This window comes from Rhodopseudomonas sp. P1, assembly GCF_039642825.1.
GTDB lineage: Bacteria > Pseudomonadota > Alphaproteobacteria > Rhizobiales > Xanthobacteraceae > Rhodopseudomonas > Rhodopseudomonas palustris_H.
Genome location: NZ_CP088006.1, coordinates 4,703,956 through 4,729,004, shown reverse-complemented (window position 1 = coordinate 4,729,004; position 25,049 = coordinate 4,703,956). Strand labels below are relative to the sequence as shown.

Annotated in this window: 23 protein-coding genes; 19 read left to right on the top strand and 4 right to left on the bottom strand. The window is 64.8% G+C overall.

The window, feature by feature from the left end; genetic code table 11:
• The first annotated feature begins 136 nt into the window (after positions 1-136).
• The 3 genes from LRC39_RS21845 (at position 137) to LRC39_RS21835 (ending at position 3,137) form a co-directional block, all read left to right on the top strand.
• On the top strand, positions 137-406 hold the full coding sequence (locus tag LRC39_RS21845) for a helix-turn-helix domain-containing protein (RefSeq protein ID WP_011159861.1): 270 nt from the start codon (positions 137-139) through the stop codon (positions 404-406).
• 41 nt (positions 407-447) lie between these two features.
• A complete protein-coding gene (locus LRC39_RS21840; RefSeq protein ID WP_107345905.1) occupies positions 448-2,199 on the top strand; it encodes a SulP family inorganic anion transporter in 1,752 nt (583 codons plus the stop codon).
• A gap of 101 nt (positions 2,200-2,300) precedes the next feature.
• Complete coding sequence (locus LRC39_RS21835) at positions 2,301-3,137, top strand: shikimate dehydrogenase (RefSeq protein WP_164637520.1); 837 nt, start codon at positions 2,301-2,303, stop codon at positions 3,135-3,137.
• A gap of 11 nt (positions 3,138-3,148) precedes the next feature.
• Here the strand turns inward: LRC39_RS21835 and LRC39_RS21830 are convergent, their stop codons facing one another.
• The 3 genes from LRC39_RS21830 to LRC39_RS21820 all read right to left on the bottom strand — a co-directional run bounded on the left by LRC39_RS21830 (position 3,149) and on the right by LRC39_RS21820 (position 5,864).
• Positions 3,149-3,601, bottom strand: a complete 453-nt coding sequence (locus tag LRC39_RS21830; RefSeq protein WP_107356871.1) for a response regulator — start codon at positions 3,599-3,601, stop codon at positions 3,149-3,151.
• A 165-nt stretch (positions 3,602-3,766) separates the two neighbouring features.
• Entirely contained in the window at positions 3,767-4,582 is an 816-nt protein-coding gene (locus LRC39_RS21825; RefSeq protein WP_346295612.1) for an enoyl-CoA hydratase/isomerase family protein, read from the bottom strand.
• 142 nt (positions 4,583-4,724) lie between these two features.
• Entirely contained in the window at positions 4,725-5,864 is a 1,140-nt protein-coding gene (locus LRC39_RS21820; RefSeq protein WP_107345902.1) for an alpha-hydroxy acid oxidase, read from the bottom strand.
• 163 nt (positions 5,865-6,027) lie between these two features.
• Between LRC39_RS21820 and LRC39_RS21815 the strand changes: the two genes are divergently transcribed.
• From LRC39_RS21815 to LRC39_RS21745, 15 genes are all read left to right on the top strand, one after another.
• Positions 6,028-6,189: a hypothetical protein gene (locus LRC39_RS21815; protein WP_346295611.1), complete on the top strand. Its 162-nt coding sequence runs from the start codon at positions 6,028-6,030 to the stop codon at positions 6,187-6,189.
• 201 nt (positions 6,190-6,390) lie between these two features.
• Positions 6,391-7,743 carry a phosphoglucosamine mutase gene (glmM, locus tag LRC39_RS21810; protein ID WP_107345901.1) on the top strand — a complete coding sequence of 451 codons (1,353 nt, stop codon included), beginning with the start codon at positions 6,391-6,393 and terminating at the stop codon, positions 7,741-7,743.
• A gap of 171 nt (positions 7,744-7,914) precedes the next feature.
• Positions 7,915-9,180 carry an MFS transporter gene (locus tag LRC39_RS21805; RefSeq protein ID WP_263989617.1) on the top strand — a complete coding sequence of 422 codons (1,266 nt, stop codon included), beginning with the start codon at positions 7,915-7,917 and terminating at the stop codon, positions 9,178-9,180.
• A gap of 310 nt (positions 9,181-9,490) precedes the next feature.
• A complete protein-coding gene (locus LRC39_RS21800; RefSeq protein ID WP_346295610.1) occupies positions 9,491-10,336 on the top strand; it encodes an outer membrane protein in 846 nt (281 codons plus the stop codon).
• A 145-nt stretch (positions 10,337-10,481) separates the two neighbouring features.
• Positions 10,482-11,270, top strand: a complete 789-nt coding sequence (locus LRC39_RS21795) for an outer membrane protein (protein ID WP_042441295.1) — start codon at positions 10,482-10,484, stop codon at positions 11,268-11,270.
• Positions 11,271-11,335: 65 nt separating this feature from the next.
• Positions 11,336-11,929, top strand: a complete 594-nt coding sequence (locus LRC39_RS21790; RefSeq protein ID WP_346295609.1) for a glutathione S-transferase family protein — start codon at positions 11,336-11,338, stop codon at positions 11,927-11,929.
• A 13-nt stretch (positions 11,930-11,942) separates the two neighbouring features.
• Positions 11,943-12,413: a GNAT family N-acetyltransferase gene (locus LRC39_RS21785; protein WP_346295608.1), complete on the top strand. Its 471-nt coding sequence runs from the start codon at positions 11,943-11,945 to the stop codon at positions 12,411-12,413.
• A 173-nt stretch (positions 12,414-12,586) separates the two neighbouring features.
• Positions 12,587-13,111 carry a PAS domain-containing protein gene (locus LRC39_RS21780; protein ID WP_264074569.1) on the top strand — a complete coding sequence of 175 codons (525 nt, stop codon included), beginning with the start codon at positions 12,587-12,589 and terminating at the stop codon, positions 13,109-13,111.
• A complete protein-coding gene (locus LRC39_RS21775) occupies positions 13,086-14,390 on the top strand; it encodes a methyl-accepting chemotaxis protein (protein WP_346295607.1) in 1,305 nt (434 codons plus the stop codon). Before LRC39_RS21780 ends, LRC39_RS21775 begins: the two co-directional genes overlap by 26 nt.
• Positions 14,391-14,493: 103 nt before the next feature.
• Positions 14,494-14,895: a hypothetical protein gene (locus LRC39_RS21770; RefSeq protein ID WP_346295606.1), complete on the top strand. Its 402-nt coding sequence runs from the start codon at positions 14,494-14,496 to the stop codon at positions 14,893-14,895.
• 238 nt (positions 14,896-15,133) lie between these two features.
• Positions 15,134-16,306 carry a phosphoserine transaminase gene (locus LRC39_RS21765; protein WP_346295605.1) on the top strand — a complete coding sequence of 391 codons (1,173 nt, stop codon included), beginning with the start codon at positions 15,134-15,136 and terminating at the stop codon, positions 16,304-16,306.
• A 169-nt stretch (positions 16,307-16,475) separates the two neighbouring features.
• On the top strand, positions 16,476-18,065 hold the full coding sequence (gene serA / locus LRC39_RS21760) for a phosphoglycerate dehydrogenase (RefSeq protein ID WP_107356860.1): 1,590 nt from the start codon (positions 16,476-16,478) through the stop codon (positions 18,063-18,065).
• Positions 18,066-18,309: 244 nt separating this feature from the next.
• Positions 18,310-19,995 carry a methyl-accepting chemotaxis protein gene (locus LRC39_RS21755; protein WP_264053363.1) on the top strand — a complete coding sequence of 562 codons (1,686 nt, stop codon included), beginning with the start codon at positions 18,310-18,312 and terminating at the stop codon, positions 19,993-19,995.
• A gap of 205 nt (positions 19,996-20,200) precedes the next feature.
• Positions 20,201-21,886, top strand: coding sequence for a methyl-accepting chemotaxis protein (locus LRC39_RS21750; RefSeq protein WP_346295604.1), 1,686 nt, complete (start codon positions 20,201-20,203; stop codon positions 21,884-21,886).
• Positions 21,887-21,899: 13 nt separating this feature from the next.
• The gene (locus LRC39_RS21745) at positions 21,900-22,307 is read left to right on the top strand and encodes a hypothetical protein (protein WP_346295603.1); all 408 of its coding nucleotides are present in this window, start codon (positions 21,900-21,902) and stop codon (positions 22,305-22,307) included.
• A gap of 194 nt (positions 22,308-22,501) precedes the next feature.
• Here the strand turns inward: LRC39_RS21745 and LRC39_RS21740 are convergent, their stop codons facing one another.
• Positions 22,502-23,857: an esterase-like activity of phytase family protein gene (locus LRC39_RS21740; RefSeq protein WP_264053361.1), complete on the bottom strand. Its 1,356-nt coding sequence runs from the start codon at positions 23,855-23,857 to the stop codon at positions 22,502-22,504.
• A gap of 180 nt (positions 23,858-24,037) precedes the next feature.
• Here LRC39_RS21740 and mbfA point away from each other — a divergent pair, with 180 nt between their 5' ends.
• Positions 24,038-25,009: an iron exporter MbfA gene (gene mbfA, locus LRC39_RS21735; RefSeq protein ID WP_107356855.1), complete on the top strand. Its 972-nt coding sequence runs from the start codon at positions 24,038-24,040 to the stop codon at positions 25,007-25,009.
• Positions 25,010-25,049 lie beyond the last annotated feature (40 nt).

Here is a 25,049-nt window from a genome sequence, read left to right as displayed (position 1 = left end):
CCCGCTCACTAAAATATGACTGCTCCGAAGCGGCTGGACTGATGTCTCAGACATCAGTCCAGCCGTTTTTTGTTTGCTTGATGCTATTAAAAGCATCATATTGGCATCTTCAGACATCAGAGTTCATGCTTCATCCATGATGACCGCAGCCCAATTGCGCGCCGCGCGCGCGCTGCTTGGCATCGACCAGCGCACGCTGGCCGAACTGTCGGGCGTGTCGCTGCCGACCATCCAGCGGATGGAGGCGAGCGAAGGCAACGTCCGTGGTGTGGTGGAATCCCTCACCAAGGTGATCGAGGCCCTCGACCGCTGCGGCGTGACCCTGATCGGAGACAATTCCCGCAGCGAAGGCGGCGGCCGCGGCGTCCGGTTCAAAGAGCCGGCGCCGCCCCGCAACGAGGCCTAACGGTTTCGGTGCAGCAGCGGGGCGGACCAGGAGCAAACAGCATGGACACCTCCCGGCGACTTGTGGCTGCCACCAAACCGAGCTTCCGCGAGCTGTTCACCCCAAAGCTGATCACGGCGCTGCGCGAGGGCTACGGCCTCGGCGACTTCCGCGCCGACCTGATCGCCGGTCTCACGGTCGCGATCGTGGCGCTGCCGCTGTCGACCGCGATCGCGATCGCCTCCGGCGTCACGCCGGATCGCGGCCTCTACGCTGCAGTGGTCGGCGGATTTCTGGTGTCGCTGCTCGGCGGCTCGCGGTTCCAGATCGGCGGCCCAGCCGGCGCCTTTATCGTGCTGGTGATGCTCAGCGTGCAGCGCCACGGCATCGACGGCGTGCTGCTCGCGACCTTCCTGGCCGGCATCATGCTGGTGATCGCCGGCTTCCTGCAGATCGGCACCTACGTCAAATTCATTCCGTATCCGGTCACGGTCGGCTTCACCGCCGGCATCGCGGTGATCATCTTTGCCAGTCAGCTCAAGGATCTGCTCGGTATCGAGCTGGCGCACGAGCCGGGGCCGTTCCTTCCCAAGCTCGAAGCGCTGGCGCAGGCGTTGCCGACCATGAATTTCTATGCGCTCGGCATCGCGCTGACCGCGATCGTGCTGATCGTCGGCCTGAAGAAGCTGCGGCCCAACTGGCCGGGGCTGCTGATCGCGGTCGCCGTCACTGCGGCGCTGGTGTGGGGCTTCTCGCTGCCGGTCGCCACCATCGGCACCCGGTTCGGCGGCATTCCCGAGAGCTTCCCGCTGCCGTCCTGGCCGGTGTTCTCGGTCGCCAAGGTGATCGAAGTGCTGCCCGACGCGATGGCGTTCGCGCTGCTCGGCGCGATCGAGTCGCTGCTCTCCGCCGTTGTGGCCGACGGCATGACCGGGCGGCGGCATCGCTCGAACTGTGAACTGGTGGCGCAGGGCTTCGCCAATATGGGTTCGGCGCTGTTCGGCGGCATCTGCGTTACCGGCGCGATCGCCCGTACCGCGACCAACATCCGCACCGGTGCGCGCACGCCGATCGCCGGCATGCTGCACTCGGTGTTCCTGCTGGTGTTCATGCTGGTGGCGGCGCCGCTGGCGAGCTACATCCCGCTTGCGACGCTCGCCGCGGTGCTGGCGATCGTCGCCTGGAACATGGCGGAGAAGCACGAATTCGCCACGCTGGTACGCTCGTCGCGCGGCGACGCGGTGGTGGTGCTGGCGACCTTCCTGCTCACCGTGTTTCGTGACCTCACCGAAGGCATCGTGGTCGGGTTTGCGCTCGGCGCGGTGCTGTTCATTCACCGCATGTCGGAAGTCACCGGCGTGGAGGCGTATTCCGGGCTGGCGCAGGAAGATCGTGCCGACGAGAGCGGCAAGCGCCGTGGCACCGCCGCCGATCTGTCGCTGGTCACCGATCCGGACGTGGTGGTGTATCGCATCACCGGGGCGTTCTTCTTCGGCGCTGCTGCGACGGTGTCGTCGGTGCTCAACAACATCGCCGATCGCCACAAGGTGTTCGTGGTCGATTTCGCCGCGGTGCCGTTCCTGGACTCCACCGCCGCGAACGCGATCTACCGGGTGGCGCTGTCAGCGCAGCGCAAGCGCATCAAGCTGATCGTCACCGGGGCCTCACCGACCGTCCGCCGCGCGCTGCTCACCCACGGCGTCAAGCCGCCGCTGGCGCATTACCGTGCCGACATCGCGAGCGCGGTCGACGAGGTCAAGGGCAAGACCCCCGCGCCCCAGGAGGCGACCGCACCGCAGCCCGCCTCGGTCTGACGTCCCCGACTTCCGTCGCGGCGCCGCGTTTTGCGATTGACGCTGGCGCGGCAGCCTGATTTTCACAGGCTTCGGAGGTCTCGCGTCTGTTGGAGGGCGAAATGGCTGCGACCAAGCGCGCCGCGTGTCTGATCGGCTGGCCGGCGGCGCATTCGCGCTCGCCGCTGATCCATCACTACTGGCTTCGCCAGCTCGGCATCGAGGGCGGCTATTCGATCGAAGCGGTGCCGCCGGAAGGCTTTGCCGAATTCGTGCTGCACCTGAAGACGCACGGCTATGTCGGCGCCAACGTCACCATCCCGCACAAGGAACGCGCGCTGCAGCTCACCGAGCCGGACGAGCGCGCCCGCGCCGTCGGCGCCGCCAACACGCTGTACTACGACGGCGATCTGTTGCGCTCCACCAATACCGACATCGAAGGCTTCATCGGCAATCTCGATGCCTCGGCGCCGGGCTGGGATCGCTCCCCGCATGCCGTGGTGCTCGGGGCCGGTGGCTCGTCACGGGCGGTGGTGTTCGGCCTGTTGGAGCGCGGCGTGCAGCGGATCGCGCTCGCCAACCGTTCGATCGAGCGGGCCCAGGCGCTGCGCGATCTGTTCGGCGACCGTGTGGTGCCGATCGCCTGGAGCGACATCCCCGCGGCGCTGCCGGGCGCGGGTCTGTTGGTCAACACCACCTCGCTCGGCATGAAGGGACAGCCGCCGCTGCAGATCGACCTGTCGGCGCTGCCGGCGGACGCGGTGGTGGCGGACCTGGTCTATGTGCCGCTGGAGACCGATCTGCTCGCCGCCGCCAAAGCGCGCGGGCTGCGCACCGCGGACGGTCTCGGCATGCTGCTGCACCAGGCGGTGCGGGGGTTCGATCTGTGGTTCGGGGCGCGGCCGCACGTCACCGCGGAGCTGCGGGCGCTGGTCGAGGCCGATCTGGTGCCGAAGTAAGCGTTCGGGTGTTACGCGGCGTGGTGCATGATCCGCCACGTCCGCGCGATGATCGAAAGCTGCTCGCGCAGTTCGGTGAGGTCGACCGGCTTCGACACCGCTTCCAGCATGGTGAGATCGAGCGACTCGCCGAAATCGTGTGCCTTGCGCGCAATCTCGCTCTTGGCGCCGCTGAGGATGATGATCGGCGCCCGGAAGTCGCGATCGGCAAAGTGGCGCAGCACCTCGGTGCCGGCCTGCTCGCCGAGCGACAGATCCAGCGTGACGCCTTCGAAATCATTGTAGGTGGTCAGCTCGACGACTTCGTCGAGCGTGCCGGCTTCGACCGGTTCGAACCCGGCGCGCACCGCGATCTTGCAGATGATCGTGCGGTGGACCTGGTCGTCATCGATCACCAGGAGGCGCGGCTTCAACTCTGCTGAACCCGCCGCAGTCGCGGCGGAGCTCTCGGGATGGTCGGTCATAGCGCTCCGATCGAGCTGGCTGCGATAGCGGACACGCGCCGAGCCGTCTGCAGCAAGGCAGCAGTCGGCTCGCGCTGTATCCCACAGTGTCGTCCGATCGGTGAATCAAACCGTAAGACGGCGCCGCGTAGGACTACGTGGCACAGGACTGAGTGGCGCGAGGGCTTACTTGCCCTGGAAGTTCGGCTCGCGCTTTTCCAGGAAGGCGCGGATGCCTTCGGCCATGTCCTTGGATTTGAACAGCGGCAGCAGCTGCAAGTACACGTGATGGACGTGATCCGGGAAGGTCTCGTTGAGGCCCATCCGCATCATGCGCTTGGCCGCCTGCACCGCCAGCGGCGCGTTGCCGGCGATTTCCTTGGCAACCGCGCGGGCGCGTCCCATCAGTTCGCCGTCTGGGACGACTTCGTTGGCGAGGCCCCATTCCAGGCTCTCGCGCGCGCTCAGCGTCCGGCCGGTGAAGATCAGCTCGGATGCCTTGGCCCAGCCGATCATTCGCGGCAGAAACCAGGTGCCGCCGCTCTCCGGCACCACGCCGCGCTTGACGAAGGCGGCAGCGAGCTTGGCGGATTCCGCCATGATGCGGATGTCGCAGCCGAGCGCGGTATCCATGCCGTAGCCGGCCGCACCGCCGTTGACGGCGCAGATCACCGGCTTGTCCATCGCCTGCAGCACGGTCGGTGGCGTGTTGCGCAGGTCGAGCGTGGTCGGCGACGACGCCGCGCTGAGGCCTTCGTCGCCGCGCTCCTTGTTGAGATCGAGCCCGGCGCAGAACGCGCGGCCGTTGCCGGTGAGGATCACGCAGCGGACGTCCGGGTCTTCATTGGCCTTGGTGAGCAGTGCCGCCAGCGTGTTCAGCATCGGCCCGGAGATGGTGTTGAGCCGCTCCGGCGCGTTGAGCGTGATCGTGGCGATGTGATCCTCGACCGCATAGAGCACTTCGCTGGAAGCGGGCTGGGTCGCGCGTTGCGTATCAGTCATGGATTTCCTCCGGTTGTTGTTTTTGTTGTTAGTTCTCTCCCCGTCATTGCGAGGAGCGAAGCGACGAAGCAATCCAGCTCAGTGCACGGAGCTCCTGGATTGCTTCGCTGCGCTCGCAATGACGTGGAGAGGGCAGGCGGAATTACTCCGCCAGCACCTTCTCGTCGATCTCGTGGATCGAATTGACGCCGCACAGGCCCATCGTGGTCGACAGCTCTTTGCCGATGATGTCGATCGCCTTGGCGACACCCGGGCCGCCATAGGCGCCGAGGCCGTAGATATAGGCGCGGCCGATCATGCAGCTCTTGGCGCCGAGCGCGAGCGCGCGCATCACGTCCTGGCCGGAGCGGACGCCGCCATCGAACATCACTTCGATGTGCGAGCCGACGGTGTGGACGATCTCCGGCAACACCTCGATCGACGACGGCGCGCCGTCGAGCTGGCGTCCGCCATGGTTCGACACCACCAGCGCCTCGGCGCCGACCTTCACCGCCTCGCGCGCGTCCTCGACGTCAAGGATGCCCTTGATGATCAGCTTGCCCGGCCAGATCGAGCGGATCCAGTCGATGTCGCGCCAGTTCAGCGAGGCGTCGAACTGCGATGCAACCCAAGCCGACACCGACTCCAGATCCTTGGAGCCGGGCAGATGGCCGGCGATGTTGCCGAAGTTGCGCCGCGGCGTGCCGAGAATGCCCTTCACCCAGCGCGGCTTGGTGGCGATGTCGATGACGTTCTTCAGCTTGAACAGCTGCGGCGGCACCGTCATGCCGTTCTTGATGTCCTGATGGCGCTGGCCGATCACCTGCAGGTCGACCGTGAGCACCAGCGCGCTGCACTTGGCGGCGATCGCGCGCTCGATCAGCGCTTTGACGAAGCCGCGGTCACGCATCACATAGAGCTGAAACCAGAACGGCTTTTCGACGTTCGCGGCGACGTCCTCGATCGAGCAAATCGACATCGTCGACAGCGTGTAGGGGATGCCGGCGGCCTGCGCGGCGCGGCAGGCATGGATCTCGCCGTCGGCGTGCTGCATCCCGGTGGAGCCGACCGGCGCCAGGATCAGCGGCATCGCATAGGTGTCGCCGAGGATCGTGGTGGCCAGATCGCGCTTGGAGATGTCGACCAGAATGCGCTGGCGGAACTTGATCCGCTTCAGGTCTTCCACATTCGCCCGCAGCGTCTCCTCGGCATAGGAGCCGTGGTCGACGTAGTCGAAGAACATCTTCGGCACCCGGCGCTTGTGGATCTGGCGGAGGTCTTCGATGCAGGTGATCTCTTTCATGGAAATGCCGTCCGCCTCTTGCGGGTTGTTGCGAGCCGCTCGTCCTGTAGCACGCGGACGCCATGTGCAAAATCGTCGCGTCGGGCTTCGCCGATCCTTGGGAACCCGGTGCACCGCAGCGCGTTTTCCTTTGAATTCTCAAGGTTCGAGCAGGAGGACCGCGATGACCGACGCCAAGACCGCCCAGACCCCCACCAAGAACAAGAAGGAGCTGGAAGATCAGCTCAATGAAGGGCTGGAGGAGTCGTTTCCGGGCTCCGACCCGGTCAGCGTGACCCAGCCGGCGCCGTCGAAACCGGATGGGGATAAGCGCCGCAAGGATTAATCACCCGACGCTGGATACGGCTCGATAGATTATATTTCTCAGATAGTTACGCCGTCGGCCCAAGCCGGCGGCGTAATCTTTGATTACATTTTTTGAAGTCCCCGCAACTATTTTGGGCCTATAAGGCCGTTTCGCCGTACGGCAAGCCCCGGACGAATCGTGGGTTTTTGACCGTGATCGGCAAGGGCGGGGGATGATTGGATGAGCCGCAGATATTTCGGGACGGACGGAATCCGGGGCCGCGCCAACGGTTTGATCACGCCGGAGCTGGCTCTCAAGGTCGGCCAGGCCGCGGGCCTCGCGTTTCAGCGCGGCGAGCACCGTCACCGCGTGGTGATCGGCAAGGATACGCGCCTGTCCGGCTACATGATCGAGAATGCGCTGGTCGCAGGCTTCACCTCGGTCGGCATGGACGTGCTGCTGGTCGGCCCGATGCCGACCCCGGCGGTCGCGATGCTGACCAAGTCGATGCGCGCCGATCTCGGCGTGATGATTTCGGCCTCGCATAATCTGTTCGAAGACAACGGCATCAAGCTGTTCGGCCCGCTCGGCTACAAGCTCAGCGACGATGTCGAAAAGCAGATCGAGCTGATGCTCGACGAATCCCTCGACAAAAAGCTCGCGCAGAGCGCCAGCCTCGGCCGTGCCCGCCGCATCGACGGCGTCCACGATCGTTACATCGAATTCGCCAAGCGCACGCTGCCGCGCGAGCTGAGCCTCGAGGGCCTGCGCGTGGTGATCGATTGCGCCAACGGCGCCGCCTACAAGGTGGTGCCGGAAGCGCTGTGGGAGCTCGGCGCCGACGTGATCTCGATTGGGGTCGAACCCGACGGCTTCAATATCAACAAGGAATGCGGCTCCACCGCGCCGCAGGCGCTGTGCGCCAAGGTCCGCGAGATGCGCGCCGATATCGGCATTGCGCTCGATGGCGACGCCGACCGTGTGATCCTGGTCGACGAGCGCGGCCACGTGGTCGACGGCGACCAACTCTTGGCAGTGATCGGCCAGAGCTGGAAGGAAGACGGCCGCCTTGCCAAGCCCGGCGTGGTCGCCACCGTGATGTCCAATCTTGGGCTCGAGCGCTTCTTGGCAGGCGAAGGCATCGCGCTGCTGCGCACCCCGGTCGGTGATCGCTACGTGCTCGAGCAGATGCTGAAAGAGGGCTACAACGTCGGCGGCGAGTCCTCGGGTCACATCATCCTGTCCGACTTCAACACCACCGGCGACGGTTTCGTCGCTGCGCTGCAGGTGCTGGCGATGGTGCAGAAGCTCGGCCGTCCGGTGTCCGAAGTTTGCCACCGGTTCGATCCGCTGCCGCAGATCCTGAAGAACGTGCGCTATCGCAGCGGCCGGCCGCTCGATGACAGCGGCGTGATCTCGGCGATCCAGGACGGTGAGAAGCGGCTGAACGGCCACGGCCGTCTGCTGATCCGTCCGTCGGGCACCGAGCCGGTGATCCGGGTAATGGGCGAGGGCGACAATCACGATGTGGTCGAGGAAGTGGTCGACAGCATCGTCGACGCGCTCGGCAACGCGGCGGCTGCGGCCGCCTGAGGCCTGCTCCCGCCGCATCAGGCGGGGTGCAACGCTGCCATCGCAAATCCGCGCTACACACACGCAGCGCCTGGAACTACTTTATGAACGGTCGGCCAACGTGCCGGCCGTTCGTCGTTCTTGCGCCAGCGACGGTTGCGCCGGCGTCCCAAGCCCACTTCAGGAAACGCCGTGAACAAGCCTGTCACCGTCGATGCGGATATCGCTGCTCCGGTCAATCCGGCCGAGCTGCCGCTCCCCGAACTCACCAAGCCGGCGGCGCCTGCCGCGGCCGGGCCGGCCTATATTGTGCTTGGTGGCATCAGCTTCTCGCACTTCCTCAACGATACGATGCAGTCGCTGATTCCGTCGGTGTATCCGATCCTGAAGGCGAACTACGCGCTCGATTTCGGCCAGATCGGCATGATCACGCTGGCGTTCCAGTTCACCGCCTCGCTGCTGCAGCCGGTGGTCGGGCACATCACCGACAAGAAGGCGCAGCCGTTCTCGCTGGCGATCGGCATGGGCTCGACCTTCCTGGGGCTGCTGCTGCTCAGCGTCGCGCATTCTTATGCGGTGATCCTGATCGCTGCGGCGATGATCGGGCTCGGCTCGGCGGTGTTCCACCCCGAGTCGGCGCGGATCGCGCGGCTCGCCTCGGGCGGTCGCCATGGCATGGCGCAATCGGTGTTTCAGGTTGGCGGCAATGCCGGCACCGCGCTCGGCCCGGTGCTGGCGGCGCTGATCGTGGTGCCGTTCGGCCAGCCGTCGATCGCCTGGTTCTCGTCGATCGCGTTCCTTGCCATCATCGTGCTGTGGCGGATCGGCGTCTGGTACAAGCCGCAGGTCGCCGGCAAGAAGAAGATGGTGGTGCAGCCGCATCCGCACGCGCCGAGCCGGCGCCGGGTGATGGTCGCGCTGGTGGTGCTGGTGGCGCTGCTGTTCTCCAAGCAGCTCTATCTGTCCAGCCTGTCGAGCTACTACACATTCTATCTGATCGAGAAGTTCCACGTCTCGACCCAGACCGCGCAGATCTTCCTGTTCATCTTCCTGGCTGCCACCGCGGCCGGCGTGTTCTTCGGCGGCCCGCTCGGCGACCGGTTCGGCCGCCGCTACGTGATCTGGTTCTCGATCCTCGGCATCCTGCCGTTCACCCTGGCGCTGCCCTATGCCGGGCTCACCGCCAGCGCAGTGCTGACGGTGTTCATCGGCTTTATCTTGGCGTCGGCGACGCCGGCGATCATCGTGTTCGCCCAGGAGCTGATGCCGCACCGCTTCGGCATGATCTCGGGGATCTTCTTCGGCTTCGCCTTCGGTATCGGCGGTCTCGGCGCGGCGGCGCTCGGCCAGGTCGCCGATATCCGCGGCATCGACTTCGTCTATCAGGTCTGCTCGTTCCTGCCGGCGCTCGGCCTGCTGGCGGTGCTGCTGCCGAAGATGCCCCGCCACGCCCACTAGCGCGGCGTTGGGCAGGGCGCCGCCCTGATCCGCTCAAATCGCGGCTCCGGTTCCGATGGAACTGGAGCCGTTTTTTGTTGGTGTGCCGGCCAGTCAGGATCGCATTCGTCGGTAATGATTTGTTAGTCATTGCGGCGCCGGCGCGGCCTGCCGTTTGGAGTTGTTACCAGCGCAAAACGTTGTGACACCAAATATCAACCTTAAAAATTAGGGTTAAGTCGCGCTTAAGAAATTGATGGCATCGTTCGGTCTCATAGGTTTCCGGGTGTGGGGCCTTCGTAATTGATCATTGGACCAAAGGACGAAGCCAATGCGTAGCGTGAAGATGTTGATGGCCGCCGGAGCGGCTTCGCTGGTTGCCTCGGCCGCGATGGCGGCCGATATGCCGATTGCCCCGCCGCCTGCCTATGCGCCGCCCCCGGTTGAAGATTTCGGTGGCTGGTACCTGCGCGGCGATATCGGGTTCAGCAACCAGCAGGTCAAGGATCTGCGTTACGGGCGTGAATCAGCGTACTCGCAGCTCACGTCGTTCGACCAGCAGACTTCGTTCGACTCGGCTGGCATCTACGGTCTTGGCGTCGGCTATCAGTTCAATCCCTGGCTGCGCGCGGACTTGATCGGTCAGTACCGTGGCAATTCGAATTTCAAGGGCACCGACCGCTTCACCGGCACCTCCAGCGGCGCGCCCTATAGCGCCATCGACAATTACGGCGCCTCCAAGTCCGAATGGCTGGTGATGGCGAACGCCTATGTCGATCTCGGGACCTGGTGGTGCATCACCCCGTTCGTCGGCGCCGGCGTCGGCGCTGCTCGGGTGACGATGGCGAACTTCACCGACACCGGCGTCAACACCATTCCGGGTTCGACAACGAGCTTCGCCAGCGCGCCGACGGCATCAAAGTGGAACCTGGCCTGGGCGGTGCACACCGGTCTCGCCTACAAGGTCAATCCCAACCTGACGCTCGAATTGGCATACAGCTATCTCAATCTGGGTGATGGCTACACCGGTTCGCTGTCGACTTACGATGGCCGCACCAGCAACAACAGCTTCAAGTTCAAGGATATCACCTCGCACGACGTGAAGCTCGGCGTGCGCTGGAATCTCGACGCAGGTCCGGTCTACGCCGCACCGCCGCCCTTGATGCGCAAGGGCTGATCGTCGCCCTCGATCGTTTACAAGTATTAACGGCGCGGGAGCTTCCCGCGCCGTTTTTCTGTGCCGGACACCTCGGGCGACAACGAAGAATTAAGGTTAACAGCCGATGATTTGTATCGTGGAAAGTTCGTCGAGGAGTGTGGCGATGCGTAGAGTTGTGGTGGCTGCGGCGGTCGGCGTGATGGCTCAGACGGCGTATGCGGCCGACATGCCGGACTACGGTCCGCTCCGCGGTGCGCTGGTGGAAACACCCCGTGTGATCAACTGGGAAGGTTTCTACGTCGGCGGTCAGGGTGGCTACGGCACCTCCGATATGGACTTTACCAATTCGACCCAAGGTATTGTTTCCAACCTCCTCGTGAACACGGCAGTCCAGGGGGCTCTCGGCGTGTCGTCGTGGCCAGTGCTGGGCAAATCTTCATCCCATGGCCAGGGCTGGGGCGGCTTCGTCGGCTACAACGCTCAATGGGACGATGTCGTGCTCGGTATCGAAGCCAACTACATGCACGGCAATTTCGGAGGCTCGACCTCGGGATCGATGGCCCGGCAGATCTCTTCTGGTGGCGTGAACTACGGCGCGATCTACGGTGCAAGTGCTGGGATCAACGTCCACGACGTCGGTTCGGCGCGGCTGCGTGCCGGCTATGCGTTCGGCAGCTTCCTGCCTTATGCGTTCGGCGGCGTGGCGCTTGGACAGGCGGACATCGTCCAATCGGCGAGCGTTATCGGTACGGACGCCGGTGGCACCTGGGTGCTGAGCGGAAGCCAAGTCCAAAACAGCCATTTCATCTACGGCTATTCGGGCGGCGTCGGCATGGACATGATGCTTTACCGCGGACTTTTCGTCCGTGCGGAGTGGGAGTATCAGAAATTCGCGGCTCCGATCAACACGGCGGTCTCCACCGTGCGCGGCGGTATCGGCTACAAGTTCTGATCTGACGTTGCTGCACGCTCCGGCGACTGCTCGTCTCTGTCCGGAGACGCGAGGGCCCTCCGCGCATGAAGATCTACGGCGACCTCAACTCCGGCAACTGCCTGAAGGTGAAGTGGACCTGCGATCGGCTGGGTCTGCCTTATGAGTGGATCGCGATCGACACGATGAAGGGCGAGACTCGGACGCCGGCGTTCCTGGCGTTGAACCCGGCCGGGCAGGTGCCGGTGGTGGCGTTCGACCATGGCCGCTCGCTGGCGCAATCCAACGCCATCATCCGCTATCTCGCTCGCGGCACTGACCTGATCCCTGCCGATCCGTGGCTCGAGGCCAAGATGGATGAGTGGCTGTTCTGGGAGCAGTACAGCCACGAGCCCTATATTGCGGTGTGCCGCTTCCAGATGGTCTATCTCGGCAAGCCGGCCAGTGAGCTCGATCCGGACAAGGTTCGCCGCGGCCACGCCGCGCTGGCGCGGATGGAGCAGCATCTGGCCAATAACGAGTTTCTTGCCGGCGAGACGCTGTCGCTCGCCGATGTGGCGCTGCTCGCCTACACCCGGATGGCGGAGCAGGGCGGCTTTGCGCTGCAAGACTATCCGGCCATTCGGAGCTGGATTGGCCGCGCTGAAGCCGGGCTCGGCCTGCCGGCCTTCCGTCCGTGAGTTGAGTGACCCGATGAGTGCTGATCCCACCGTCAGAATCCGCCCCGCACGCCGCGGCGATGTGTTCGCGATCGTGGCGATGCTGGCCGACGACCATCTCGGTGCCGGCCGCGAGAAGCTCGAAGAGCCGCTGCCGGAATTGTACTATGCGGCATTCGACGCCCTGGAGCGCTCGCCGCATATTCAGATGGTGGTGGCGGAAGATCACGATGACCGGGTCATCGGCTGCCTGCAGCTTGCGGTGCTGCCGGGACTGAGTTCGCAGGGCGCGTCCCGGGCGATCATCGAGGACGTTCGTGTGGCCCGTGATTGCCGCAGCCGCGGCATCGGCGAAGCGCTGGTGCGCTGGGCGATTGCACAGGCGCGCGACCAGGGTTGCAGGCTGGTCGAACTATTTACGCATCAGAGCCGCGTCGATGCGCAGCGGTTCTACGTCCGACTCGGATTTCAGCCGTCTCATGTCGGCATGACGATGCGGTTTTGAATCGATTATTCCCCAAGCCCATCATAACCCGGTATTGCTACTGAGTGGCAGTTTAACGGCGGGGTAACGGGCTCAATAAGATTCTACTCCGTATAAGAAGCGCCGTTTCTCAGGGGAGGCAACCGGCCTGAGACCTGCCAATTCAGGTTTCAATTATCAGGAGTGCACGACCGATGGCTCGGCCGCAGGTGAAGCCGACGGGCATCGAATGCCCGTTCGACGAAGATGAATTGATCGTCTCCAAAACGGATCTCAAAGGGCACATTACCTACGCCAACGATGTCTTCGTTCGTCTGGCAAAATTCCCGCGCTCGGAAGTAATCGGCGCGCCGCATTCGCTGGTGCGCCACCCGGATATGCCGCGGTCGATCTTCAAGCTGCTGTGGGACACCATCCAGGCCAAGAAGGAGATCTTCGCCTATGTGGTGAACATGGCGAGCGATGGCGATCATTACTGGGTGTTCGCCCATGTCACGCCGACGCTCGACGCCAACCGCAACGTCACCGGCTTCCACTCCAATCGGCGCAAGCCCGATCGCGATCAGGTCACCCGGATCGAGGCGCTGTATCGGCAATTGCGCGACGAGGAGAACCGGCATCGCAACGCCAAGGACGGCATGCTGGCGGGCTACGCGTTGCTGATGAGCATGATCAAGGATCGGGGCGTCGAGTATGATGAGTTTGTCTTCTCTGTCTAAGGCGATGATCGCCGTCGCCGGTGCCGCCGTGGTCATGCTCGGCTTGGCCGCGGCGCGTATCCTGATCGGGCCGCTCGGCTCGGCCGTGGAAATCGTCGGGTTGCTGCTCGGTCTCGGCTCGATCGGTGTCGCGGCGTGGCTGCTGCATGGGGCCGCAGGCGCGGTCGGCGAGATTGCTGCGGTTGCCGAAAGTGCCGCGCATGGCGATCTCGAAGCGCGGGTGCAAGGCCGCCGAGATGGCGGTGACATCGGCAAGGCGCAGGCCGGTGTCAACAACATGCTCGACATCGTCGACGCCTTCGTCCGCGAGGCCTCGGCGTCGATGGACTACGTCAGCCAGGGCAAGACCTTCCGCAAGGTGCTGACGCGCGGACTACCCGGATCGTTCAAGGTGGCGTCGACCACGATCAACAACGCCACCGGCGTGATGGATCGCCGGGTGCGCGACGTTGCCAAGGAGGCGCAGTGCTTCGCGGCCGGCATGGACAATGTCGCCAGCATGCTGGTGACCGCGTCGACCGGCCTGAAGGGTGATGCCGGCGCGATGGCCAATGCAGCCGAAGAGACCAGCCGCCAGTCGGTGAGTGTCGCCTCGGGCGCTGAGCAAGCCTCTGCCAACGTGCAGACGGTCGCCAGCGCGGCGGAGGAACTCACCGCTTCGATCGCCGAGATCTCGCGGCAGATCCAGCACTCGACCACCAGCACGCATCAGGCGGTCGATGAGGCGGCGCAGACCACTGACAAGATCCGGCAACTGGCCGATGCGGCGCAGCGGATCGGTGACGTCGTCAAGCTGATCAACGCAGTCGCGGCGCAGACCAATCTGCTGGCGCTCAACGCCACGATCGAGGCGGCGCGGGCCGGCGAGTCCGGCCGAGGCTTCGCCGTTGTGGCTGCCGAGGTGAAGGCGCTCGCCAGCCAGACCGCCAAGGCGACCGAGGAGATCACCGCGCGGATCGGCGAGATGCAGTCGATCACCGAGCAGTCGGTCGGCGCCGTCGAGGCGATCAGCCGCCGGATCAGCGAGATCAACGAGGTGAGTACGACGATCGCGTCGGCGGTCGAAGAGCAGGGCGCGGCGACACGCGAAATCGCCAGCAATGTGCAGCAGGCTTCGGCCGGCACCGCGCTGGTGTCGTCGAACGTCGTTGGTATCAGCCATGCCGCCGACGATGCCGGCAAGATCGCGGTACGGGTCAACGGCGTCTCGGGCGAGATCGCCGGTCAGGTCGACCGGCTGCGGAGCGAAGTGCAGCGGTTCATCTCGCAGGTCGCATGATCGCGTTCTGTTGTTCCTGCACCTCCGCCCTAACTCGTGTGTGATGGCGCGGAACGACATTGCGCCGGCCTCCGTTCTCCCCTCACAGCAAAGGGAGAACGTCATGCGATCGAAGAGTGGTTTGACCAAGAGTGGGGTGATCATCGCGGCCGTGCTGTTGGCGGCGTCAGGTGCATCCGCCCAAACCGGTGGCACAGGCGGCGGCAGCGGAGCCGGCGGCACTGCAGGCGGTGCGGCTTCGCCGGGTGGCATCAGCGCGCCGAGCTCAGTGCCGCAGAATTCCGGCAGTGCCGGTATTTCATCGGCGCCGGGTGGATCGAGTACTTCGGCGACCGGAACCGGCATGTCGGGTACGACGACCGGATCGAACCTCAATTCGGGAACTAATCAACCTGGCGTTCCGAACACCTCGACGCCGGGCAGTATCGGCACCGGCGCGTCGCCGAGTGGTCTGCCAGGTGATTCCACCAGCAACCCCGGCCATCCCGGGCAGGTCGGCAAGTAGCAGGTCGGTTTGAACTCACTGATTTCCAACGCGCGTCGGCCAATCCTGCCGGCGCGCGTTGTTCGTTCCTGCTCGTCATGGTCGCGTCGTATTTGCCGCCAACGCGGCGGCTTTCGAAAGTCTAAGCTGTCCGTGATCTCCCGGATGGCGAAGTTCCTTGACTTTCGAGGCCAAAGGACTATCCCCAGCAGCGGGAAACCTCTCCCCACCGAGAGGCAGCTATCTGGAAGGATAGACTATGACTGTAGCGAAGCCCGCTTCGCGGCCCAATGCGCCGCAATTCTCCTCCGGCCCCTGCGCGAAGCGCCCCGGCTGGTCTCCCGAAAATCTCAAGGACGCCCCGCTCGGCCGCTCGCATCGCGCGAAGGTCGGCAAGGCCAAGCTCAAGCTCGCGATCGACCTGACTCGCGACGTGCTCGAGGTCCCCGCCGACTACAAGATCGGCATCGTTCCGGCCTCCGATACCGGCGCCGTCGAAATGGCGCTGTGGTCGCTGCTCGGGCCGCGCCCGGTCACCACGCTGGCCTGGGAATCGTTCGGCGACGGCTGGGTCGGCGATATCACCAAGGAGCTGAAGCTCCCCAACGTCACCAAGCTCAAGGCTGGTTACGGCGAAATTCCCGACCTCTCCAAGGTCGATTGCAACACCGACGTCGTCTTCACCTGGAACGGCACCACCTCCGGCGTCCGCGTTCCGAACGCCGACTGGATCAAGGCCGACCGTGAAGGCCTGACCATCTGCGACGCCACCTCGGCCGCCTTCGCGCAGCCGCTGGATTGGGCCAAGCTCGATGTCGTCACCTTCTCCTGGCAGAAGGCGCTCGGCGGCGAAGCCGCGCACGGCATGCTGATCCTCTCGCCGCGCGCCGTCGCCCGTCTCGAGAGCTACACGCCGACTTGGCCGATGCCGAAGATCTTCCGCCTCACCAAGGGCGGCAAGCTGATCGAGGGCATCTTCCAGGGCGAGACCATCAACACCCCGTCGATGCTGTGCGTCGAGGACTACATCGACGCGCTGCAGTGGGCGAAGTCGGTGGGCGGCCTCAAGGGCCTGATCGCCCGCGCCGACGCCAACACCAAGGTGCTGACCGATTGGCAGGCGAAGACCCCGTGGGTCGACTTCCTCGCCAAGGATCCGGCGATCCGCTCCAACACCTCGGTCTGCCTCAAGGTGGTCGATCCCGCCATCACCGCGCTGTCTCCGGAAGCCCAGGCGGACTTTGCGAAAAAGCTGGTCGCGGCGGTCGAGAAGGAAGGCGCGGGCTTCGACCTCGGCGCTTACCGCGATGCCCCTCCCGGCCTGCGGATCTGGTGCGGCGCGACGGTTGAGACTGCCGACGTGCAGGCCCTGACGCAGTGGCTGGACTGGGCGTTCGAGACCACCAAGGCCTCGCTGACTCAGGCGGCCTGATTAGTCACCCTCCCCTAGAGGGGGAGGGTCGACGCACCGTAGGTGCGGCGGGGTGGGGTGACAGACTCTCCCCGCCCTCGGACTCCAATTTCCATTTTCGACGCTTTCACCCCACCCCGGCGCTGCGCGCCGACCCTCCCCCTCAAGGGGAGGGTGTAGGAGAAATCCCATGACCGCTCCCAAAGTCCTCATTTCCGACGCGCTGTCGGAAGCCGCCGTGCAGATCTTCAAGGATCGCGGCATCGACGTCGATTTCCAGCCGAACCTCGGCAAGGACAAAGACAAGCTCGCCGAGATCATCGGCAATTATGACGGCCTCGCGATCCGCTCCGCCACCAAGGCGACCGCGAAGATCCTCGAGAAGGCCAACCGTCTCAAGGTGATCGGCCGCGCCGGCATTGGTGTCGACAACGTCGAGATTCCCGCGGCGACCGCCAAGGGCATCATCGTGATGAACACTCCGTTCGGCAATTCGATCACCACCGCCGAGCACGCCATCACCATGATGCTGTCGCTGGCCCGCGAGATCCCCGCCGCCGACGCCTCGACCCAGGCCGGCAAGTGGGAAAAGAACCGCTTCATGGGCGTCGAAATCACCGCCAAGACCCTCGGCGTGATCGGCTGCGGCAACATCGGCTCGATCGTCGCCGACCGCGCGCTCGGCCTGAAGATGAAGGTGATCGCGTTCGATCCGTTCCTGTCGCCGGAGCGCGCCAAGGATCTCGGCGTCGAGAAGGTCGAGCTCGAAGACATCTTCAAGCGTGCCGACTTCATCACCCTGCACACCCCGCTCACCGACAAGACCAAGAACATCATCGACGCGGCTGCGATCGCCAAGATGAAGAAGGGCGTCCGCATCATCAATTGCGCGCGCGGCGGTCTGGTCGACGAGAATGCACTCGCCGAAGCCCTGAAGTCCGGTCACGTTGCCGGCGCGGCGTTCGACGTGTTCTCCGAAGAGCCGGCCACCAAGAACGTGCTGTTCGGCCTGCCGAACGTGATCTGCACCCCGCATCTCGGCGCCTCGACGACGGAAGCGCAGGAGAACGTCGCGCTGCAGGTCGCCGAGCAGATGAGCGACTACCTGCTGACCGGCGCGATCACCAACGCGATCAACTTCCCGTCGATCACCGCGGAAGAAGCCCCGAAGCTGAAGCCGTTCATCGAGCTCGCCGAAAAGCTCGGCTCGTTCGCCGGCCAGCTCACCGAGACCGGCATCACCAAGGTCACCATCACCTACGAGGGTGAGGTGGCCGAGATGAAGATCAAGGCGCTGACCTCGGCGGTGCTGTCGGGCCTGCTGCGTCCGATGCTGGGCGACATCAACGTCGTGTCGGCGCCGGTGATCGCCAAGGAGCGCGGCATGGTGGTGGACGAAGTCGTCCGCGCCGCCGAGAGCGACTATGAGAGCCTGATCACCCTGACGGTGACCACCGAGAAGCAGGAGCGTTCGGTGTCCGGCACGGTCTATGCCGACGGCAAGCCGCGCCTGGTCGACATCAAGGGCATCCGCGTCGACGCCGAGTTCGGCGCCTCGATGATCTACGTCACCAACGAGGACAAGCCGGGCTTCATCGGCAAGTTCGCCAGCCTGCTCGGCGACGCCAAGGTCAACATCGCGACCTTCAACCTCGGCCGTCACACCGAAGGCGGCGACGCCATCGCGCTGGTGACGATCGACGGTCCGGCGCCGGCAGAGGTACTGGAGAAGGTCCAGGCGCTGCCGCAGGTCAAGCAGGTCAAGGCGCTGACGTTCTGATCGAAAGGTCGGATCGTACCGCTGCGGAGCAGCTCAGCTCTGCAGCTTGATCCCGAGAACGACGACATCAAGCCCTCTCCCCGGTAACGGGGGGAGGGCTTTTGTTTGCACGCCGAGCGCGAAGTGGATGACAAGTTCGCAAAATGGATGATTGCGTGCGCTGCAGTAACCGTCCGGGAAGATTTCCCGCGTAGTTGTACGAGGCGCAAAGTTCTCGCGCGGCGTCGCATCTCGGGAGAAGTCCGTGAAGTTCAGTAATCTTCGAATTACTCCGAAGCTGGGCCTGCTGGTCGCAGGTACCCTGATCGGCTTGTGCGTGGCCGGCATTCTCGCCGGTGTGATGATGCAGCGTGAGATGCTCAACGCGAGATTCGAGCAGGCCAAGGCGATCACCGAGATGGGCCGCAATCTCGCGATCGGCCTGCAGAAGAAAGTCGAGGCCGGCGAGCTCACCAAGGAGCAGGCGATCGCCCAGTTTGCCCGCGATGCCGCGCTGCTGACCTACGACAACGGCCAGGGCTATCTGTTCGCCTACACCATGGACGGCGTCACCATCGCCACCCCGGACAAGAAGGCGGTCGGCACCAACCGGATGAACACGCCGACCGGCGACCGTTATCTGGTGCGCGAGCTGCGCGACGGCGTCGCCGCCAAGGGCGACGTCACCCTGTATTATGATTTCCGCCGGCCCGGGACCGAGGAGAACATCCGCAAGATGTCCTATGGCCTGGCGATTCCTGGCTGGGACATGTTCGTCGGCACCGGCGCCTATCTCGACGATCTCGACGCCAAGCTGAAGCCGATCTTCTGGACGCTGGGCGGCGCAATCTTCGCGATCGCAATCGCTGCCGGCCTGTTCGCGGTGCTGATCGCCCGCGGCATCACCCGGCCGCTCGCCAAGCTCGGTGCCCGGATGGATTCGCTCGCGCATGGCGAGCTGGAGCAGCCGATCCCCGGCATCGAACGCGGCGACGAGGTCGGCGAGATGGCCAAGACCGTGCAGGTGTTCAAGGACAACGCGCTTCGCATCCGCGATCTGGAGCGCGCCGAGGAGGCGGCCAAGGAGCACGCCGAAGCCGAGCGCCGCGCCGCCATGGAGCGGCTTGCCGACGAGTTCGAGCACAGCGTCAACGGCGTGGTGCAGTCGGTGGCCACCGCGACCTCCGGCATGCAGCAGACCGCGCAGTCGATGACCGCGACCGCAACCGACGCCAGCGCCCGCGCCGCGACCGTGTCGTCGGCCTCGGCCAGCGCCTCCAACAACGTCAGCACGGTGGCGTCGGCCGCCGAGGAGCTGTCGGCCTCGGTCACCGAGATCTCGCGTCAGGTCGAGCAGTCGCGTGAAATCGCCGGTAAGGCGGTCGACGACGCCGCGCTGACCAACCAGACCGTCAAGCTGCTGGCGACCGGCGCCGAGAAGATCGGCGAGGTGGTGCAACTGATTCACTCGATCGCGTCGCAGACCAATCTGCTCGCGCTCAACGCCACCATCGAAGCCGCCCGCGCCGGCGAATCCGGCCGCGGCTTTGCGGTGGTCGCCAGCGAAGTGAAGGCGCTGGCCAGCCAGACCGCTAAGGCGACCGAGGAAATCTCCGCGCAGGTCGCGGCGATGCAGTCCTCGACCAACGATGCGGTGCAGTCGATCGGCGGCATCACCGCGACGATCGCGCAGATGAGCGAGATCACCATGGCGATCTCGACTGCGGTCGAACAGCAGGGCGCGGCGACCCGCGAGATCGCCCGCAACATTCAATCGGTTGCGGCGGGATCGACCGAGATCAGCATGCATATCGGCGGCGTCACCGAAGCGGCCAGCGCCACCGGCTCGGCCGCCGGCCAGGTGCTCGCCAATGCCCGTGAACTCGACGCCCAGTCCGGCGAACTTCGCCGCGCGGTCGACGACTTCCTCGGCAAAGTCCGCGCCGCCTGACTTCCCGCGAGCTTCGGCTCCCGCGATCACTTTTTGAGCCCCCGGCAGATCCGACGGTCTGCCAGGGGCTTCGTCTTTTCAGGGTGTTAGCAAGGTCCGAGGCGCAACCCTCGGGTTCCTACGAGGGAACTATTAAACCGATTGGACACCCTGAGCTTGTAACGCTTCTCGCAGCTAGTCTCGAAATGCGTAGGAGCTGATCGCTGTGAAGTTCACCAATCTGCGGATCTCGCCGAAGCTGGGCATCCTGGTCGCTGTGGCGATGCTCGGCCTGGTGGTGTCCGGCCTATTTGCGGCGTCGATGCTGCAACGGGAAATGAGCAACGAGCGGTTCGAGCAGACCAAAGCGCTGGTCGAAAGCGCGCTGAACATGGCGATGGGGCTGCAGAAGCAGGTCGCGGCCGGCAAGCTCACCAAGGAGCAGGCGATCGCTGAATTTCAGCAGCGCGCCCAGAGCATGACCTACGACGGGACCAACGGTTACTTCTTCGCCTACAAGATGGACGGCACCGTGGTGGTGATGTCCGATCCGAAGATGACCGGCACCAACCGGCTCGACGTCGAGACCGGCGGCCGCAAGATTGTGCGCGAGCTGCGCGACGGCGTCGCCGCCAAGGGCGACGTGACGCTGTTTTACGAATTCATGAAGCCCGGCAGCACCGAATTGCTCCGCAAGGTGTCGTATGCCGCGGCGATTCCCGGCTGGGACATGTTCGTCGGCACCGGCGTGTACTTGCAGGACATCAACGCCAAGCTGAAGCCGCTTCTGACCTGGCTCGGCGTGGTCATCGTCGGCATCGGCGTGGTGTGTGCCCTGGTCGCGTGGCTGATCAGCCGCAGCATCACCCAGCCGCTCGGCGCGCTCGGCACCCGCATGACTGCGCTGGCCGAAGGTCAGCTCGACGCGCCAATCCCCAGCGTCGACCGCGGCGACGAAATCGGCGCGATGGCCAAGACCGTGCAGGTGTTCAAGGACAACGCGATCCGCATTCGCGGGCTCGAGCAGCAGGAGCAGGAGGCGCAGCGCCGGGCCGCGGCCGAGCGCAGCGCGCTGATGCAGAGCATCGCCGACGATTTCGAACGCAGCGTCAATGGCGTGGTGCGAAGCGTGGCCGATGCCACGCGCTACATGCAGAGCACCGCGCAGTCGATGACCTCCACCGCGGCCGATGCGTCCTCGCGCGCCGCAGCAGTTGGTGCGGCCTCGGATTCGGCATCCGGCATGGTCGGGACCGTGGCGTCGGCCTCCGAGCAGCTTTCGAGTTCGGTGCAGGAAATTTCCCGTCAGGTCGACCAGTCGCGCTCGGTGGCGAGCAAGGCGGTGAGCGACGCCGAGCAGACCAACGGGACGGTGATGCAGCTGTCGGTCAGCGCCGAGAAGATCGGCGAAGTCGTGCAGCTGATTCACTCGATCGCGTCGCAAACCAATTTGCTGGCGCTCAACGCCACCATCGAAGCGGCGCGCGCCGGCGAGTCCGGGCGCGGCTTTGCGGTGGTGGCGAGCGAAGTGAAGGCGCTGGCGAGCCAGACCGCGAAAGCGACCGAAGAAATTTCCGCGCAGGTCGCGGCGATGCAGTCCTCGACCGCGAGTGCGGTGCAGTCGATTGGCGGCATCACCGCGACGATCGGCGAGATCAACAAGATCACCGTGGCCATTGCGACGGCGGTCGAGCAGCAGGGGGCTGCAACGCAGGAAATCGCCCGCAACATTCAGTCGGTTGCGGCCGGTTCGAGCGAGATCAGCGATCACATCGGCGGCGTCAGTTCCGCTGCGGCTGCGACCGGCGATGCGGCTTCGCAGGTGCTGTCGCATGCGCAGGCGCTCGACAGCCAGTCTGGTGCACTGCAATCGGCGGTCGACGACTTCCTCCGCAAGATTCGCGCCGCTTGATCGTGCGCTAGGCTTGAACCTTTTGGCCTCCAGTGGTGACAATTCTCTGCTGGGGGGATGCGTGAAGGACGAGAGACAACGCATGCCCATGATGTTGCAAGGCACCGTCGCTTTCGAACCTGAATTCGTCGGCAATCTGGCGTGGCTCACCCGCGCGCTGATTGCCCGCGACATCGATCCGGATGGTGTGACCATCGCCAAGGATCTGGCCGGCGTCGGTGCGCCACCGCGCGCGGCCGGCTTACGCTACGTCTACACGGTCTCGACCGGCGATACGGATTTCGTCGTGATCGAAACCAGCGATGCGCGGTTTCTCGAACGGTTTCTGGGCCGCCTCGAATCCGCCGACGACACGCCGTCGGCTCTGCCGCCCAAAGGCATGTTCGCGCGCCTGACCCGCTGGATGTCGCCGCCGGCGTGAAGACAACGGGCGCGGGCTTCCTATGCCGAAGCGGCGCCTCCCATCGCAAACGTCATTCCGGGGCGCCGCGCAGCGGCGAACCCGGAATCTCGAGATGTTGAAGCAACGCCGCAGAACCGCACCGCGAGGTTCCGGGTTCACGCGCTGATGCGCGTGCCCCGGAACGACGGCAGTGGCTACGTCGGCAGTGGCGCTTACTTCGCCTTCAGGAAGTCAGCGACTTCGAGCAGCACGAATTCGTTGTCGTCGGCCTTGTTCGGATCGCGGCTCGACGAGAACGGCAGGTTGTTGTCGTTGCCGACGATGATGTGGCGGTCGTCGACCTTGTCGACGTTCTCGATGGTGAAGAACGGGAACGCCAGCACGCCGTCGGTCAGCGGCTTCTTCGCCTTCTTGTCCGGATCGCGGATCTTCATCAGGTCGATGAAGCCGATCTTGTTCACCGGCTTGCCGGCGTTCGCATCGGTCAGCTCGATCTTGTAGACGCGCTTGAACTTGGCGAGATCGTTGAAGCAGTCGGTGCCGGTCTTGCCCTCGGGGCAGGCCTTGTCCTTGGTGCCTTCGCCGTTGTCACGCTCGATCACCAGGCCGTGGGTGGCGTCGATCATGTTGAAGTCGCCGATCGCATTGCCGTTCTGCTCGAACACGTAGTGCCAGGAGCGGCCGGTGAACTTCTTCTGCGCGACGTCGAATTCGAGGATGCGCGAGGCTTCCTTGCCGTCGACCTTTTCCCAGTCCTTCTTGTCGGCGTCCCACAGCGGGCCTTCGAGCAGGCCGTACAGGAACTTGCCGTCCTTGGAGGCGGCGAAGCCTTCGTAGCCCTTGGAACGCTTCAGGTTGACGCCGGTGTAGGTCGCGCCCGGCGCGCCGGGCGACTGCACCGACCAATGATCCGGCGACTTGATCGGCTTGCCGTCGGCCATGCTCTCATAGACGCCGATGATCTTGCCGGTCAGGTCGGCTTCGATGATGTAGGGGCCGAACTCGTCGCCGATCCAGAACCGGTCGCCGATGATCTGGAAGCCTTCGGTGTCGAAGTCGGCGCCGGTCAGATAGCGCTTGTCGGTGTCTTCGTGGACGATGCGGAACGGCACCTTCTTGTCCGGATCGTGCAGGAACACGGTCTGCTTGCGGTCGACCGTGCCGGTCGCCCAGTCGATCTTGTAGTTGTCCAGATACAGCATCGAGTCGGCCGAGTTGTAGCGCGAGCCGAAGCCGTTGTCGGTCAGCACCCAGAAGGTGCCGTCCGGCATCGCCTTGATGCCGGAATGGCCCTGCAGCGGCTGGCCCTTGAACGGCACCGACACGCCGGTCGGACGGCCGTTGGACTTGCCCATCACGCTGCCCTGCGCTTCGACGCGCTGCCCGGTGGTGTACTTGCCCGAGGTCTTTAGATCGGCCGGCGCATCGGCCGGCGCGTCGACGAACGAGGCCGCCGGCAGCACCGCATGGCCGGCGAGAGTGGCGGGAAATTCGCCTTCGGTTTGCGCCAGCGCGGCGGACGTCGCCAGCGCAAAGACCGCGACCGAACCGAGCAGTAGTTTTCGCATGAACAGCCTCCTGGAATGGAAAGCCGGTCTTGTGGCGGCGCTCGGTCACAGAGGCCTGACGGATCGATGAAGCGATGATGACGGGCCCTGCGACCAGTTGGCCACCCGCCGTCGAGCTCGGCTTTGACTCCCCCGGTCGGCGATCCTATTTAGAAGCGTTCTAAACTTGCGGGTGCTGAAATGAAGGCGTTTTCCGACCTCACCGAGCGTGAAATCCTGGCCGTCGCCATCTCGGGCGAGGAGGAAGACAGCCGGATCTATTTGGCGTTCGCCGAGGATCTGGCCGAGCGTTATCCCGATTCCGCGCGCGTGTTCACCGAGATGGCGCAGCAGGAGAAGGGCCATCGCCACATGCTGCTGCGGATGTACGAGGAGAGGTTCGGGCCGGACCTGCCGCCGATCCGCCGCGAGGACGTCAAAGGCTTCATCCGCCGCCGCCCGATCTGGCTGACCCGCAATCTGCCGCTCGACCGCATCCGTAAAGAAGCCGAGACGATGGAGTTCGAGGCGCAGCGCTTCTACGAGCGCGCCGCCGAACGCGCCACCGACGTCCACATCCGCAAGCTGCTGTCCGACCTCGCCGAGTTCGAGAAGCGCCACGAGCAGCGCGCCACCCAGCTCACCGACAAGATCCTCACCCCCGATGCGCGCAGCGCCGAGGATCACGCCGCGCGGCGGATGTTCGTGCTGCAATACGTCCAGCCCGGTCTCGCCGGCCTGATGGACGGTTCGGTGTCGACGCTGGCACCGCTGTTCGCCGCCGCCTTCGCGACCCATCAGAACTGGCAGACCTTCCTGGTCGGTCTCGCCGCCTCGATCGGCGCCGGCATCTCGATGGGCTTTGCCGAAGCGCTGTCCGACGACGGCTCGATGACCGGGCGCGGCTCGCCGTGGCTGCGTGGCGGCATCTGCGGACTGATGACCACGCTCGGTGGCCTCGGTCACACGCTGCCGTATCTCGTCCCTGATAGTTGGGCCAACGCGTTCTGGATCGCGACCGGGATCGCCGCGCTGGTCGTGTTCGTCGAGCTGTGGGTGATCGCTTATGTCCGCGCCAGATACATGGACACGCCGTTCCTGCACGCGGTGTTCCAGATCGTGCTGGGCGGCGTCATCGTGCTCGGCGTCGGCATCCTGATCGGCGGCGCTTAGTCCCGCTGTTACATGCGGAATTCGACCTAAGTCGTAGTCT